This is a genomic window from Dactylosporangium sucinum (genome assembly GCF_014647515.1).
Lineage (GTDB): Bacteria > Actinomycetota > Actinomycetes > Mycobacteriales > Micromonosporaceae > Dactylosporangium > Dactylosporangium sucinum.
This window is the reverse complement of sequence record NZ_BMPI01000047.1, coordinates 36,234-51,318: the sequence shown is the minus strand read 5'-3', so window position 1 is coordinate 51,318 and position 15,085 is coordinate 36,234. Positions and strand designations below refer to the sequence as shown.

The following is a 15,085-nucleotide window of genomic DNA, read 5'->3' as shown; positions in this document are numbered from 1 at the left end:
AGATGTCGGCGGACGTCCTCGTCGTGGGCGGCGGCCTCGGCGGCGTCGCGGCGGCCCTGGCGGCGCTGCGGGCCGGCCGGTCGGTCGTGCTCACCGAGGAGTTCGACTGGCTCGGCGGCCAGCTCACCAGCCAGGCCGTGCCACCGGACGAGCACTCGTGGGTGGAGCAGTTCGGCGTGACGGCGAGCTACCGCGCGCTGCGCGACGGGATCCGCGCGTACTACCGGCGCCACTACCCGCTGACCGACGCCGCCCGCCGCTGGGTCCACCTCAACCCGGGGGCCGGCGGGGTGAGCCGCCTGTGCCACGAGCCGGCGGTGGCGAAGGCGGTCATCGAGGCGATGCTCCTGCCGTACCAGAGCGGGGGACGCCTGCGGATCCTTCAGCCGTACAAGGCGATCAGCGCTGACACGGACGGCGATCAGGTAACCGCGGTCACCGTCACGAACGGCGATCAGCAGCGCACCATCCAGGCACGCTACGTCATCGACGCCACCGAGACCGGCGAGCTGCTGCCGCTGACCGGGACCGAGTACGTCACCGGGTTCGAGGCGCAGTCCGACACCGGCGAGCCCAGCGCGCCGGCGGCGGCGCAGCCGATGAACATGCAGGCCGTGTCGGTGTGCTTCGCGATCGACCACGTCGACGGGGACCACACCATCGACAAGCCGCAGAGCTACGACTTCTGGCGCGCGTACACCCCGCCGTTCTGGGGCGGCCCGCTGCTGAGCTTCCGCTCCCCCAGCCCGCGCACGCTGGAGATCGGCGAGCGCGGCTTCACCCCGAACCCGGACGACGACCCGCTCAAGGTCCGCGCCGACCAGCGACTCGACCCGGGCGACGGCAACCTGTGGACGTTCCGGCGCATCGCCGCGCGGAAGCTGTTCCAGGACGGCCACTACGCCAGCGACATCACGCTGGTGAACTGGCCGATGATCGACTACTTCGAGGCGCCCGTGATCGACGTCCCCGACTCCGAGACGCAGATCATGAACGCGAAGGAACTGTCGAAGAGCGTCCTGTACTGGCTCCAGACCGACATGGGCTTCAAGGGCCTGCGGCTGCGCGGCGACATCACCGGCAGCCGGGACGGCCTCGCCCAGGCGCCCTACATCCGCGAGTCGCGACGGATCAAGGCCGAGTACACGATCGTCGAGCAGGACCTGTCCCACGCCGTGCGCGGCGACAAGGGCAGCGTCGCCTACCCCGACTCGGTCGGCATCGGCATGTACCGCATCGACCTGCACCCGTCGACCGGCGGCGACACGTACATCGACGTCGCGTCCAGCCCGTTCCAGATCCCGCTGGGAGCGCTCATCCCGCGCCGGATGGAGAACCTCCTCCCGGCGAGCAAGAACCTCGGCACCACCCACATCACCAACGGCTGTTACCGGCTGCACCCCGTCGAGTGGAACATCGGCGAGGCCGCCGGCGCCCTCGCCGCGTACTGCCTGGACACGAAGAGCACCCCGCGGGCCGTGCGCAACGACGAGGCCCGGCTCAGCGCGTTCCAGCACCGACTCACCGAAGACGGCGTCGAGCTCGCCTGGCCCGACGTCACCGGCTACTGAACACACACCCCTCAAGGAGAACCGCCATGCGCTGGAAGTCCACCGCGGCGATCGCCACCGCCGCGCTCCTCGCCCTGTCGGCCTGCGGCAAGGGCGACGACCCCAAGGAAGCCGACGGCCCGGTCAGCCTGCGGATGACGATCTGGACCGCCAACGACGCCCACCTCAAGCTGTTCAACGAGATCGCCGCCGAGTACAAGAGCACGCACTCGAACGTCACCGACATCAAGTTCGACTCGCTGCCGTTCGACACCTACACGACCGCGCTGACGACGCAGATCGCCGGCGGCAACCAGCCCGACCTGGCCTGGATCCTGGAGAACTCGGCGCCCGACTTCGTCAGCTCCGGCGCCCTGGTGCCGCTGGACGACACGCTGAAGAAGGCCGACGGCTACCAGTTCGACGACATCGCGGCCGGACCCAGGAAGCTGTGGGAGGCGCAGGGCAAGCTCTACGCCTACCCGTTCTCGACCAGCCCGTTCGGCATGTTCGTCAACACCGACCTGGTGCGGCAGGCCGGGCAGCAGACGCCGGCCGAGCTCATCGCCGCCGGGCAGTGGAACTGGGACAACGCCCTGAAGCTCGGCGCGGCCGTCAACGCCAAGTCCGGCAAGGCCGGCCTGGTGGTCCGCGACTTCGACTACAAGACGTGGAACAACCTGGCCAGCTTCTGGGGCGGCTGGGGCGCGGAGGCGTGGAGCGCGGACGGCAAGACCTGCGGGTTCGACAAGCCCGAGATGGTGGAGGCGATGACGGTACTGCACAAGGCCGTCTTCACCGACAAGGCGCTGCCCGGGCCGGGCGTGAGCGCCGACTTCTTCGCCGGCGACGCCGCCATGACGATCACCCAGATCAGCCGGGCGTCGCTGCTGAAGAACACCTTCGGCTGGGACCTGGTGCCGCTGCCGCAGGGCAAGGTCGGCTCGTACGCGGTGTTCGGCCAGGCCGGCATCGGGGTGTTCAAGAAGAGCAAGCACGCGGCCGCGGCCGAGGACTTCCTCGCCTTCATGACCAGCCCGGCCAACTCGGCGAAGCTCGCCGCGTACTTCCCGCCGCCGCGCACCAGCCAGCTCACCGCCGAGACGCTCGCCAAGACCAACCCGCTGCTCAAGCCCGACCAGCTGCAGAAGGTCGTGGTCGACGGCATCGCCAAGGGCAAGGTCGGCCCGAGCCACGCCGGCTTCGCCGAGCTGAGCCAGACCGTCCGGGCCTCGCTCGACCCGCTGTGGCAGCCGCAGGCCGACGTCAAGGCCGTGCTGTCCGGCGTCTGCTCCAAGATCGCACCACAACTGGCGAAGTCGTGACGCTGCGCCAGCGGACCGCCGACCGGCTGGTGGGGTACCTGTTCATCACCCCCCAGCTGGTCGGCTCGGCCATCTTCGTGATCCTGCCGCTGTGCCTGGTGCTGTGGTACAGCCTGCATGAGTGGAACGTGCTGGCCGACAGCTTCGAGTACGTCGGCGGCGAGAACTACCAGGCCCTGCTCGACGACCCCTCGCTGCCGGCGGTCCTGCGGGCGACGGGGCTGTTCTCGGCCGGGCTGGTGGTGTTCAACCTGTCGCTGGCACTGCTCCTGGCGGTCCTGCTCAACCAGAAGCTGCGGGGCCTCACGGTGTACCGCACCCTCTTCTTCTCGCCGGTGGTGGTGTCCCTCGTCGCGTGGACCATCGTGTGGGGCTTCCTGCTGCAGTCCAACGGCGGCATCAACGGCCTCCTGGACGCGGTCGGCGTCGAGGGCCCGAACTGGCTGCGCAACGGCGCGTCCTCGATGGTGTCGGTGGTCGCCGTGCAGGTGTTCAAGAACGTGGGCCTGAACATGGTGCTGTTCCTGGCCGCGCTGCAGGGGGTGCCGCACGAGCTGCACGAGGCGGCGCAGCTCGACGGGGCGTCGGCGTGGACCCGCTTCCGCCGCGTCACGATCCCGATGATCAGCCCGACGATCCTGCTGACGTCGATCATCACGGTCGTCGGCTCGCTGCAGGTCTTCGCGCAGATCGCCGTGCTCACCCAGGGCGGGCCGGGCACCTCGACCACCGTGCTCGTCTACTACCTCTACCAGCAGGCCTTCCAGTTCCACCACTTCGGCTACGGCTCGACGCTGGCCATCCTGCTGTTCGTCATCGTCCTGGCGCTGACGCTGGTGCAGTGGCAGCTGCGCAAGAGATGGGTCTTCCATGAATCGTAAGGTCGTCGTCTACGGCCTGCTCAGCGTGCTGTGCATCCCGTTCGTGTTCCCGACCTGGTGGATGGTCACGTCGTCGTTCAAGCCGACGAGCGAGATCTTCGCGTACCCGCCGAAGCTGCTGCCGTCGCACTGGCAGTTCGGCGCCTACCGCGAGGTGTTCGAGCTGCAGCCGTTCGCCCAGCAGTACTGGAACAGCCTGTACATCGCCGCGATCGTGACGGTGGGCACGATGGCCGTCGCCTCGCTGTCCGGGTGGGCGTTCGCCCGGATCAGGTTCCCCGGCCAGAACGTGCTGTTCGTCGTGGTGCTCACCGGGCTGCTCATCCCCAGCGAGGTGACGATCGTCCCGCTGTTCCAGCTGTTCAACCGGGCCGGTCTGATCGACACGCACTGGCCGCTGATCCTGGTCCCGATCCTCGGCGCGCCGAGTGTCCTCGCGACCTTCATCATGCGGCAGTACTTCGTGACGCTCCCCAAGGAGCTGGAGGAGGCGGCCCGCGTGGACGGCCTGGGGCGGTTCGCGACGTTCTGGCGGATCGGCCTGCCGCTGGCCCGGCCCGCGCTCGGGGCCGTCGGGATCTTCACGTTCCTGTCCAGCTGGAACCTGTTCCTGGAGCCGGTGGTGTACCTGTCCACCAAGGAGAGGTTCACGCTGCCCCAGGCGCTGACCCAGTACGTCGACGCCTACGGCGGGCCGATGTGGGACGTCCAGCTGGCCGCGGCCTCCCTGACCGCGCTGCCGGTGCTCGTCGTCTTCGTGATCGCGCAACGCCAGTTCGTCGAAGGGCTGGCCCACACGGGCCTGAAAGGGTGATACACCTTCCCGCATGAGTGGTTCCGGAGCGGAGCGGAGGAGGCCACTCATCATGGGCTCAGCGTGGAGCTCGTGCGGCCGGAGCGGAGCGGAGGACGCATGAACCGTCGTGTGACGCAGCGGGACATCGCCCGGATGACCGGGGTCAGTCAGGCGACGGTGTCCCTCGTGCTCAACAACCGCACCGGCGACGACGTGCGGATCGCGCCCGAGACCCGGCAGCGGGTCCTGGAGGCGATCCGCCGCACCGGTTACGTCGCCGATCCGGTGGCCCGGCGGCTGGTGTCCGGCCGGAACCGGATCCTCGGCGTGTTCACCTACGAGCCGGTCTTTCCCAGCGGTACCGCGGACTTCTACCACCCCTTCCTCGTGGGCATCGAGGAGCGGGCCGAGGAGCTCGGCTGCGACCTGCTGCTGTTCACGTCGGGACGCGGGCGGCGGATCTTCCACGAGGACAGCCGGATCGGGCTGGCCGACGGCACCGTGCTGCTCGGCCGGCACGTCGACGCCTCGGACCTGCGGCGGCTCGTCGCCGAGGGCTCCGCGTTCGTGTCGGTCGGGCGGCGGGACACGCCCGGCGTGCCGTACGTCGGGGCCGGCTACCCGGCGGCGGTGGCCGAGCTGGCCGCGCGGGCGGTCGCACTGGGGCACGAGCGGATCGGGTACCTCGGCACCGGCGGCCCGGCCGAGTCGCACGCCGACCGGCTGCGCGCCTTCCCCGGCTTCGTCCACCTCCCCGGCGCGGACCTCGGCGCGATCCGCGCGGCCGGGGTGACGGCCGTGTTCACCGAGGAGTACGCGGACGCCGTGGCGCTGCTGGGCTCGGGGCTCTCGGTGGCAGCCCTCGCCGAGCCCAGCGGGAACGGGCCGGTGGCCCCCGAGCTGACCCGCATCGTGATCCCGCGCCGGGAGATGGGCCGGGAGGCGGTCACCGTGCTCACCGACGCCCTCGAAGGCGCCCCGCCGGTCCAGCGCCTGCTCCCCTGCGCCGTGCACCGGGGCGAAACGCTGCGGAGCCCACGCTGAGCATTCCGCGGGGCGGGAACGACCGCCCGCGCAAGATCGAGGTCGGCACGGCGAGCCGGCCGGCCGGTGTCCGCCGAACCCGATATTGCGCGACGAGCCGCGGCCCGGACTCCGGGTCGCGGCGCGTCGAGTTTCGTATGCGATTCGAATCGATCGGCGTCGCCACTACACGTAATTCACGGGACGCCGCCGGTGATCATCCGGCGTCATTTTCCGCCGGCCGTCCCGCTCCCCGGCACCGCGCCTGGGCCGCCGGAGCATTTCGCGGCGCGGGTCGCCCGCGGGGCCGGCCAAGGGCCACCGGGCCATTTCCGGTGACCCTCCGGCCGGCATTCGGCCGGGCGGTCCTACCGGCCGGCCTCGGCGTGGTAGCGGTCGACGATGTCCTGCTTGATCCGGCCGCGGTCGGAAACGTCGATGCCCTTCGCCTGGGCCCACTCCCGGATCGCGCGGTTCTGGTCGCGGTCGCCGCGGGTCACGCTGCGCCCGCGGACCTCGCGGCCGCGCCCGGTGGCGACGACGCCACCCCGCCCGACCTTCGTCGCGGCGGCGACGAATGGTGCCACCGCGTCCCGCAGTTTCGCGGCGTTGGCGGCGGACAGGTCGATCTCGTACTGCACGCCGTCGAGCGCGAAGACGATGCTCTCGGCAGCAGGCTTGCCGTCGATGTCGTCGATCAGCTCGTGGATGACGCGTTTCGCCATGAGTGGCCTTTCCTCGGTGGTGCCCATGTGTACAGAACCGATGTGCACGGAACCGATCCGGATCTCGCCGCTGAGCGGACCGGCCGCATCATTCGGTTACAAACAAGATACTGGTGACAAGGTCGGGGTGACATGCCACACGGCGTTCCGGGCGAGATTACTCCAACGGTAGCCAACTCGCGCGCCGGTGTCGAAATCACCACGTCACGAAACGCATACAACACAAACGCGCACGATCGGTAAAGCCGACACGCGATTGCGGGCTCGGCAGAAAGAACCCGGGCCGCGCCGGATCATCCACCCCGGCAGGATGGCCTCGACTCACCCCGCGACCCCGACCATCGCAGTTGTGGAGTCAGGCGAGCATCCGCAACGACAGCAGCAACGCCCCACCGACCACCAGGAGGAGGCCGCCGACCGAGACGATCCGCACCAGCCACGAGCCGTCCCGGACCAGTTTGGTCCATCGCAGCAGCTGCTTCCGGGTGAAGTGCAGCAGGCGCTTGGCCCAGTGGAACTCCATCGACAGGATCGCCAGGCCGCCCAGGATGATCACCCAGCCCGGGCCCGGCAGCGGCAGGAGCACCACGCCCACGCCGATGATGACCGTGCCGAGCACGGCGACGACGATCTTGACGCTCAACCGGCCGAGCGGCGTCGAGTGCAGGCGACGGCGCCAGCGCAGCAGCCGCGCCCGCAGCCGGGCGGTGCGCATCCGCCACGCCGCGGGAGTGTTCACACCGAGGTCCTTACCGCTGGGATCGGGAACGTCGCCGACAGCGACACGCCGGGAGTCACCCGGGCGTGCGTCGGACGGTCCGGAATCAGGCGTAACGCCCGACCCGTCCACCTCACTGTCGCGCATTTTCTGTTCCCTTCACTCCTTAACCCGTCACTCCCACGGACCACTGGACGTTACCGGAATGAATTGACGAACGGCCCACGCGGCTCGTCAAGGACCCCGGTCGCGCCCAGAAAACCAGACATCGCACGCATGGTGTTCGGTTGACGGCAAATCGGGCCCAGAAACACTACAGAGTGAGATCGTAGAATCACTACGCGTAACACTGGGAATCGCCTCAACATAGGAGAGGCGGGGCACGGCATGCTCCGCAGCGGTGCCGGGGGGAGTACGACATGAGCGCTATCCGACCATCGACCGTCGAGGTCGAGACATCCCTACGACTCGTCGCGCCCGACGCGACGGCGCTGCCGGTGCGAGCCAGCCTGCGCTACGACCCGAACGACCCGTACGCGGTGCACGTGCTGTTCCACGCGGAGTCGGCCGGGGGCGAGCCGGTGAGCTGGTCCTTCGCCCGGGAGCTGCTGTTCACCGGGCTGGACGAGCCGGCGGGCATCGGCGACGTGCGGGTCTGGCCGTGGAACGGCCCGCGGGGCGACTTCGTCGCCCTGGCCCTGTCGTCGCCGGACGGCAACGCACTGTTCGAGGTGCCGCGCAGCGTGCTGGTCCGGTTCCTCCGCCGCACGTACAGCGTCGTGCCCCGCGGTCACGAGACCGATCACCTCGACGTCGACAACGCGGTCAACCGGCTGCTGGCCGGTCGCTGATCCCGCTGCTCACGCCGCCAGCGGCAGCGCGGTGGCCAGCGGCCAGGCCAGGACCACCGCGCCGACCACGGCCACGAGCCAGCCCGGCGCACCCCGGCGGCGCAGCGCCGCGGCCCACACCGCCTGCCAGGCGAGCAGTACGACCAGCAACGGCACCACCAGTACCACGAAACCGGGCGCCACGCCGACCACCGCCGCCGCCAGCAGACCGCAGGCGGCCAGCGCGAGGATCAGCGCGTGGCGCCCGACGCATCCCCCGGACGCGGACTCGGCGCCGAAGAGGAACACGGCGCAGCACAGCGTCACCACGGGCAGCAGCCACCAGCGGTCGCCGACCGGCCACGCGTTCGTGAGCGCGAGGTGGATCGGCACCGCCACGGCGGCGACGGCGTACCCGACCAGCACCAGGCCGGTCGCCGGCACCCGCTCGAACCGGGGGCGCCGGCGGCCGGCCGCGGTCAGGACCAGGCCGATGATCAGGAAGTACCCCGCGGCGTAGTTGCCGACGGCGAGCGGCAGCGGTCCGGCCAGCTTCGCGCCGAGCGCGGCGACGGGCACCGCCGCCCCTGCCCACCACCAGGCGGCCGGCGCCCGCGCGTCCGGCGTCCGGCGGCTGACGACCCGCGCCAGTGGCAGCAGGCCGAGGATCGCGCCGAGCAGCAGCAGCGCGCCCGGCACGACGCGGTCGCGGGGATGGACCGCGCCCGGGGCGGCGCCGAGCCACTCCGCGGTCTCCTCGTGGGTGCGCCCGGAGAACAGCACCGAGATGTGCTCGACGCCGGGCACCTCGACGACCTGCTGCGCGGCCCCGGCACGCAGCGCGTCCTGTGCGGCGGTCCGGAACCCGGGGAACTCCAGCCCGCCGTAGATCACCAGCAGCCGCTGCGGCCGGCCGAAGCCCTCGGCGCCGAGCGAGATCGCGACGGTGTCGCGGATCGCCGGGTCGTGCGCCGCGAACTCGGCGACCGCGCCGGCCCCCATCGAGTGCCCGACGAGCGCGATGCGGTCCGGGTCGACCAGCGGCGACGACCGCAGCAGGTCGACCGCCGTCCGCAGGTCGCGCTGGATGGCGGCGTCCCAGGCGGCGCCCTCCTGCGGCAGGTGGTGCGGGTTGGCGCCGTGGCCCGTCAGGTCGGGCAGCGCGACCACGTAGCCGCGCCGCGCGAGCGTGTCGGCGAACCCGCGCATGAGCCGGGCGCTCCCGGCGTACCCGTGCACGACCACGACCCCGGGAAGCCTCCCGGTCGCGCCGTCGGCCCGGACCAGCTCGACCGGCAACCCACCGGCGGTCCGCTGCTCGCGCACGATCCCGGCGTCGGCGCGCACCAGCCCGAGCACGCCGGCGACCACGCAGAGCAGGGCCACCACCGAGGCGAGCACCATCCGTCGCACACCGTGGACCATAGTCCCAGCCGCGTTGAGGGGACCGCATCGATCGGGATAGCCTGCGCAGCGTGACGGGGGACGTGGGGGCGGGGCGGCGGTCCGTGCGCCGAGGCCTGTCCGACGCGGTGGGCTTCATCGGGACCGCGTTCCGCCTGCTGTGGCGGCACTGGCCGGTGCTCTTCGCGCTGGCGTTCGCGGGCCAGGCCCTGCAGTGGCTCGTCCTCAAGGGCGCCGTCCGGTCGAGCAAGCTGGACCCGATCGCCGGCTTCCTGGTCCTGATGCTGGTCCCACTGGTCGTCCTGAGCACGTATGTGCTGATGATGCGCGCCGTCCGCCCGTCCCTGCCGTTCGCCCGCGCCGCCCACGCCGCCGCCACGGAGCACCGCAGCGCCCTGGACCACCTGGGCAGCGTCCTGATCCCGTTCCTCGCCGTCTGGTCCGCGCAGGGCTACCTCGACGACACGGTGAACTCGTACCGGTACGAGGCCTTCATGGCCACCGTCGCGGACAACTTCGACATCGCCGCGAAGAACATCACCACCGACGGCCCCGACCAGGAGATGTTCGGCCTGACGTCGCGCTTCGACGTCGAGCTGTCGTGGGTCGTCGTCGCCGTGGTCGCGGCGGCGTTCGCCGCGCGGTGGGCGATCGGGCGCCTGCGGCGGCCCGCCGACCCGTCCCAGCCCCCGCGCGGTCCGCGCTGGCTGGGCATCATCGGCGCGTACTTCGAGTCGGTCTGGCTCATGGTCGTCCTCATCCCGCTGGCCGTCGTGCCCGGCCTGCTGTTCGGCTGGGTCGCCAACCGCCGCATCATCGCGTGGTCGGTCGGCGTGAAGGACGACGTGGTGGGCCGGCTGGGCGACCTGAGCCTCCCGGTGAACGAGGCGCTGGCGTGGGTCGGCGCCGTCTTCGCCAACGTGGAGACGGTGATCCTGGCTCCGGTGGCCTGGCTGACGGTGGGCGCCGTCGTCTACGGCCACCGCCTGCCCGACCTCTCCCCCGCCGACGGCCGCCGCGCCCGCCCCCGCACGGGCTTCACCGGCTGGGTCTCGACGCGCACCTCCACCGGCTTCCGCGACCGCTTCGGCCCGATGCTGGCCGGCCTGCGCCTCCTGGCCCGCGGCAGCACGCGCCCGCTGCTGCTGTTCTGCCTGCTGTACCTCCTGGTCGCCCCGCTGGTCTTCGACGGCACCCGCCGCCTGGGGCTGTCCGCGTGGCTGTGGGAGCTGGTGCGGCTGGCGGTCGGCCCGCGCAACCCGGACACCTGGTTCTTCCTGGCCGCCATGACGGACCCGCTGTTGACGGTGATCGAGCAGGTGGCGCTGATCTGCCTCCTGACCGCGGCCATCGACCGCCTGGTCCTGGCCCAGCGCGTGGACCGCGAGCTGCGCGCCCCCGAGCCTCCCGCTGACGCCCCCGCCGACCCGTCCGTGGCGCCCGCCTCGACGGCGCCGGCGGCGGCCGCTCCCATCACCGCGCCGCCCCCGCCGCCGGCTCCCGTCTCCGTGCCGCTGCCGGTGGCCGTCCCAGTTCCGGTGGCTGCCGCGCCGTTCGCTGCAGTCACCCCGTTTGCTGCTGCCGCGCCGTCCGCTGCTGCCGCGCCGTCCGCTGCTGCCGCGCCGCTTCCTGCTGCCGGGCCTCTTCCTGCTGCCGCGCCGGTCCTGGTTGGCGGGCCGCCGCCAGTGGCTGCTCCACCCCCGGTGGCCGAGCCGTTTCCGGCGGCGGCTTCGCACCTCGCGCCGGGTGTTCCGGCACCGGCTCTGCAGGCGTACACCCTCGATGCGGCCATGCTCTCCGACGACACGGTCGACACCGGTGCCGCCCCGCTCCGGGCCCCGATCTCGGGCTCGACCGACTCGGACGCCGAGCGGACCCTGCCGGGCGTCCTCCTCGGCCTCACCGACCAGCCCCCGCAACCGGCCGGGTCCGCCGGGCCGGCACCGGTCTCCGGCTCGACCGACTCCGACGCGGAACGGACCCTGCCGGGCGTCCTCCTCGGCCTGACCAACGCCGCCCCGCCCCCACCCGCCCCGCGGCCCCCACACCTGCCCGCGCCGCGACCACCCATGCCGCAGCCGCCCGTGGTGCAACCGCCCGGTCCGTACGCGCCGGTCGCTGCGCAGCCGCCGGCCCCGCCGGCACCGGTGACGCGAGGGTTCTCGGCGCCTCCGCACCACGGCGCGTATCCGCCGCCCGCGGCAGCCAGCACCGCGTACCCGGCACCGGGTTCCGCACCGCCGCCCGCGATGCCGCAGCCACCCGCGCCGCAGCATGGACGGCCCGTCCCGATCCCGGCGCCGCCCCGTCCGCCGCAGCATCAACCCGGGTTCGCGCCGGCCGCGCCGCCGACGGGGGCCATCCCGGCCGGGTCCCCGGCGCCGCCCGCCGGACCGATGCCGCCCCGCCCGCCCGCCGGACCGATGCCGCCCCGCCCGCCTGCCGGGCCTCCGGTGCCGCAGCCGCCCGCGTACCATCTCGCTCCGGCCGCGCCCGTCCACGCCGGAACCCCGCACGCCCCGGCGGCTCCGCCCGCGCCCGCGACATCCACCGGCGCGCCGGCTGGTGCTGCGCCCTGGGCGCCTCCCGCGCAGCGGGCGCCGCAGCCGGACGAGGGGCCGGTGTTGTGGCCGGAGGAGCCCTGAGCCGCTACGGGCGGGGGAGGCGGGCGTAGTTCGGGTTCTCGATCGGCACGGTGACCCAGAGCGCGGACGGGGTGGCGTCCGGCGGGAGCAGGAAGAAGTACGTCTTCAGGTAGCGGGCGCCCGGCGGGGGTGCGCTCCTGCCGGCCGTCGTCGGGCGGGTGCAGCCGCTGCCGGACGGGAGATTGGCCCGGGACAGCTCGTTGGGGCGGTCGCTGAAGCGGCGGCCCGTCGTGTCCTCCAGGTAGACGGTGCAGGCGGACAGCTTGGGGTTCTCCTGCTGCGGATCGTCGTACGCCACCGTCGCCTCCCACACGACCGCGCCGCCGACGGCGAGTGGCTTGCGGTCGCGGTCCACGACGTTCTTGACGTCGGCGAGCTTCTCCAGGCGCATGCGGGCGCCGGCGAACGCGACCCAGCCGGCCTCGCCGGTCCCGACCGGGACGCGGGGCTCCGTCGGGTCGGACAGGTACACGCGTCCGTCCTCCCACCACGGGCCGAGGAGGGCCGCGGCCAGCATCGGGACGAGCAGCAGGAGGCCCCAGCGGTTGCGCCGCCACCAGCCCGGCGGGCCGGCGACCGCTGCCGGTCCGGGCGCCGGAGGGCCGGGGAACGGGGGCGCGGCCGTCGGGGGCGCGGCCGTCATGGGCGGCGGCACGGCTCCGGGCGGGAACTGGCCGGGAACGGGCGGCCGGAACTGGCCGGTCGGCGTGGCGTACGGGCCGGGAGCCGGGAACGGGGCCACCGGGCCGGCAGGTGGGAACTGACCGGTCGGCGTGGCGTACGGGCCGGGAGCCGGGAACGGGACCGCCGGGCCGGCAGGTGGGAACTGGCCGGTCGGCGCGAAGGCCGGGGCGGCCGGCGGGAACGGGCCGGCGGGCGGGGCGGGGTACGTCATTCGGCGACCTTGGCCGACGGGACCGTCACGGGTTGCTCCTCCGTGCGCCAGGCGTCGACGGAGGCCGGCACGTCGATCTGCGCGATCGCCTCGAGATAGGTCTTCACCGCGCTCGACTTCGTCGACAGCAGCAGGGTCAGGGTCTTGACGTCCCGGGCCACCTCGAACACCAGCGGGCCCTCGACCGGGACGCCCGGCTGGAAGGTCCGGCCGCCCGCCAGCGGCTGGCCGAGACGGTTCGAGACCTCGAACACCCGGTCGCGGTCGTCGCGCAGCTGGGCCAGGCCCAGCAGGACCGGCTGCTCCGTGGCCACCACCCGCACGCGGACGGTCACCCACATGCCCGGGGTCTCCAGGACCGCCTTCGGGCCCCGGAGCTTCAGGGCGCCGGTCGCGTCGAGCAGCGTCACCGTGATGGTGCGGGCGGTGACCGGGCGGCCGGCGGTGCCGGTCACGTAGAACTGGCGCTGCACGTCGTCGGGCTGGCGCTTGGTGAGGATGACGACCGTGCCGCCGACCAGGGTGGCCAGCACGAGGAGCGCGGTCAGCAGGCGCGAGCCGAGGCTCGGGCCACGCCGGCGGTGCCGGCCCGAGGCGGGGTCCGGGCCGGCGGCCGGAACGGCCGCCGGAGCAGCGGCCGGAGCAGTGGCGGGCGCGGTCATCAGGGCACCGGCTCGGTGTTCACGGGCAGCGCCCGCATGGCCCGGGGCGGGCCGTCCGCCTCGTCGGGGGACCAGCCGTGCAGGCCGGTCAGCTCGTCGACCTCGTAGGTCATGCCGTAGACGCCGACCTGGATCTCGGCCGGGACCGGGGCGCTCGCCCGCTGGTCCCAGAAGAAGCCGAGCCGGGCCGGCACCCCGGGGTGCAGCAGCGGGCCGTTCGTCGCGTCGGCGGCCAGGGTGACCCGGTCGGCGTGCTTGGCCGGCACGCCCTCGATGCCGCGCACCTGCAGCGCGTCCTCGTAGAACGTCGTGCTCGCGCCGTAGCCGGTCACCTCGACCGTGGCGATCACGATGATCCAGCGCCAGCCCTTGTCCTCCTGGTGCTTGAGGGGCGGCAGCTCGTCGAGGGCACGGACGGAGTGGATCGTGACCTTCCAGGCGGCGGCGTCGAACGGCTGCTCGACCGTGAGCTCCGGGATCTCGGACGTGTGCGGATCGACCTTGTCGAAGCCGCCGAAGGCGCCGGAGACCAGGACCACGACGGCGGCCACGGCGCCGGCCAGCCAGCGCAGCGGGGCGTTGAGCAGGGTTGCCCGCAACCGGCCGATCGGCACCGACCCGGCCGGCCCTCCCCCTTGGTCCGCCACGCCGGTGAGCATACCGACACCGCTACTCCCCCGGCGCCCGTGCCGTCGCCCGGTCGCCCGGTCGCCCGGTCGCCCGGTCGCCGAGCGGAGCCGGCGGGCGTCGGCGCTAATCCCGGACTGAGCGGTTTTCTCTGTGATCTCTTCCATGCCGGGATCGCGGGACGACGCGGACCGGGCGCGCTACTGTTTTTCATGTCGGTGTGCTGTGTGTCCCCGGGCCTCACCACACTGCCTTCACGGAATACCGTTCGGCTGGAGCCGTGTCGCGCCTATCGCCGCGAGGCGACCTGGCACACCGACCCAAAACTTCTCCTCAGCTCAGCACCGCGTAGACGACGACGTTGTCACGGTACGAGTGGCGGGCCGAGTCGAACGCCCCGCCACAGGTGATGAGCCGCAGCTCCGCCACGGGCGTCGGCCCGTAGACCCGCTGGGTCGGGAAGTGCGCCTTCGCGTAGTGCTCGACCGCGGTCACGCTGAAGGCCAGCCAGGCGTCGCCGCGCAGGACGAGCACCTTGTCGCCGGCCTTCAGCTCGTGCAGCTTGTAGAACACCGCCGGGCCGGTCTTCGAGTCGACGTGCCCGGCCAGCACCGCCGGGCCCGGGTCGCCGGGCATCGTGCCCTGCGCGAACCAGCCCGCCTCCCCGTACGCCTTCGGCGAGGCCAGGACCCCGGCCGCGTCCATCGTCAGCGACTCCAGCGCGGTGTCCACGCCCAGCGCCCCGATGCGCAGCCGGCTCGGCGGCGGGCCCGCCCCCGCGGCGTCCGTCGCGGCGTCCGCCGGCAGGTCGATGCGGTTGGGGACGATCCAGGTCGACTCGCCCGCGGCGGCCTCGACGCGGCGGCCGACGAGGGCCGCGGTGCCGGCGTAGACCGGGGCGGCGAGGGCCAGCACGCTGAGCACGAGGGCCGCGGCACGACGGCGGGCGGGGGTCAGGCGGTACCTCCGATGCCTGACCACCCGCCCGTCCGACGCGCGCATGG

At 72.8% G+C, this 15,085-nt stretch carries 14 protein-coding genes; 7 read left to right on the top strand and 7 right to left on the bottom strand.

The annotated features are described in order from the left end of the window. Positions 1-2 precede the first annotated feature (2 nt). From IEZ31_RS37435 to IEZ31_RS37415, 5 genes are all read left to right on the top strand, one after another. Entirely contained in the window at positions 3-1,571 is a 1,569-nt protein-coding gene (locus IEZ31_RS37435; protein ID WP_190254862.1) for an FAD-dependent oxidoreductase, read from the top strand. A 26-nt stretch (positions 1,572-1,597) separates the two neighbouring features. Next, entirely contained in the window at positions 1,598-2,875 is a 1,278-nt protein-coding gene (locus IEZ31_RS37430; RefSeq protein WP_190254829.1) for an ABC transporter substrate-binding protein, read from the top strand. Further along, positions 2,872-3,756 carry a carbohydrate ABC transporter permease gene (locus IEZ31_RS37425; protein ID WP_229836225.1) on the top strand — a complete coding sequence of 295 codons (885 nt, stop codon included), beginning with the start codon at positions 2,872-2,874 and terminating at the stop codon, positions 3,754-3,756. Before IEZ31_RS37430 ends, IEZ31_RS37425 begins: the two co-directional genes overlap by 4 nt. After that, a complete protein-coding gene (locus IEZ31_RS37420; protein ID WP_190254828.1) occupies positions 3,746-4,570 on the top strand; it encodes a carbohydrate ABC transporter permease in 825 nt (274 codons plus the stop codon). Before IEZ31_RS37425 ends, IEZ31_RS37420 begins: the two co-directional genes overlap by 11 nt. Before the next feature lie 99 nt (positions 4,571-4,669). Further along, positions 4,670-5,596 carry a LacI family DNA-binding transcriptional regulator gene (locus IEZ31_RS37415; protein WP_190254827.1) on the top strand — a complete coding sequence of 309 codons (927 nt, stop codon included), beginning with the start codon at positions 4,670-4,672 and terminating at the stop codon, positions 5,594-5,596. Positions 5,597-5,943: 347 nt separating this feature from the next. On the opposite strand, the gene IEZ31_RS37410 is transcribed toward IEZ31_RS37415, so the two are convergent. Together IEZ31_RS37410 and IEZ31_RS37405 are read right to left on the bottom strand one after the other, a co-directional pair. Continuing rightward, on the bottom strand, positions 5,944-6,300 hold the full coding sequence (locus tag IEZ31_RS37410) for a histone-like nucleoid-structuring protein Lsr2 (protein ID WP_190254826.1): 357 nt from the start codon (positions 6,298-6,300) through the stop codon (positions 5,944-5,946). Positions 6,301-6,655: 355 nt separating this feature from the next. Then, a complete protein-coding gene (locus tag IEZ31_RS37405; protein WP_190254825.1) occupies positions 6,656-7,039 on the bottom strand; it encodes a TIGR02611 family protein in 384 nt (127 codons plus the stop codon). Positions 7,040-7,437: 398 nt separating this feature from the next. Here IEZ31_RS37405 and IEZ31_RS37400 point away from each other — a divergent pair, with 398 nt between their 5' ends. After that, the gene (locus tag IEZ31_RS37400; RefSeq protein WP_033356715.1) at positions 7,438-7,869 is read left to right on the top strand and encodes an SsgA family sporulation/cell division regulator; all 432 of its coding nucleotides are present in this window, start codon (positions 7,438-7,440) and stop codon (positions 7,867-7,869) included. A gap of 9 nt (positions 7,870-7,878) precedes the next feature. Here IEZ31_RS37400 and IEZ31_RS37395 read toward each other — a convergent pair whose 3' ends face one another. Further along, a complete protein-coding gene (locus IEZ31_RS37395) occupies positions 7,879-9,252 on the bottom strand; it encodes a dienelactone hydrolase family protein (RefSeq protein WP_229836236.1) in 1,374 nt (457 codons plus the stop codon). A 71-nt stretch (positions 9,253-9,323) separates the two neighbouring features. Between IEZ31_RS37395 and IEZ31_RS37390 the strand changes: the two genes are divergently transcribed. Next, entirely contained in the window at positions 9,324-11,897 is a 2,574-nt protein-coding gene (locus tag IEZ31_RS37390; RefSeq protein ID WP_190254823.1) for a hypothetical protein, read from the top strand. Between the two features lie 4 nt (positions 11,898-11,901). Here the strand turns inward: IEZ31_RS37390 and IEZ31_RS37385 are convergent, their stop codons facing one another. The 4 genes from IEZ31_RS37385 to IEZ31_RS37370 form a co-directional block, all read right to left on the bottom strand. Further along, on the bottom strand, positions 11,902-12,792 hold the full coding sequence (locus IEZ31_RS37385; protein ID WP_190254822.1) for a hypothetical protein: 891 nt from the start codon (positions 12,790-12,792) through the stop codon (positions 11,902-11,904). After that, on the bottom strand, positions 12,789-13,454 hold the full coding sequence (locus tag IEZ31_RS37380) for a hypothetical protein (RefSeq protein WP_190254821.1): 666 nt from the start codon (positions 13,452-13,454) through the stop codon (positions 12,789-12,791). The genes IEZ31_RS37385 and IEZ31_RS37380 overlap by 4 nt, the downstream gene beginning before the upstream one ends. After that, complete coding sequence (locus tag IEZ31_RS37375) at positions 13,454-14,101, bottom strand: hypothetical protein (protein WP_190254820.1); 648 nt, start codon at positions 14,099-14,101, stop codon at positions 13,454-13,456. The genes IEZ31_RS37380 and IEZ31_RS37375 overlap by 1 nt, the downstream gene beginning before the upstream one ends. Before the next feature lie 313 nt (positions 14,102-14,414). After that, a complete protein-coding gene (locus IEZ31_RS37370; protein ID WP_190254819.1) occupies positions 14,415-15,083 on the bottom strand; it encodes a class F sortase in 669 nt (222 codons plus the stop codon). Positions 15,084-15,085: the final 2 nt, after the last annotated feature.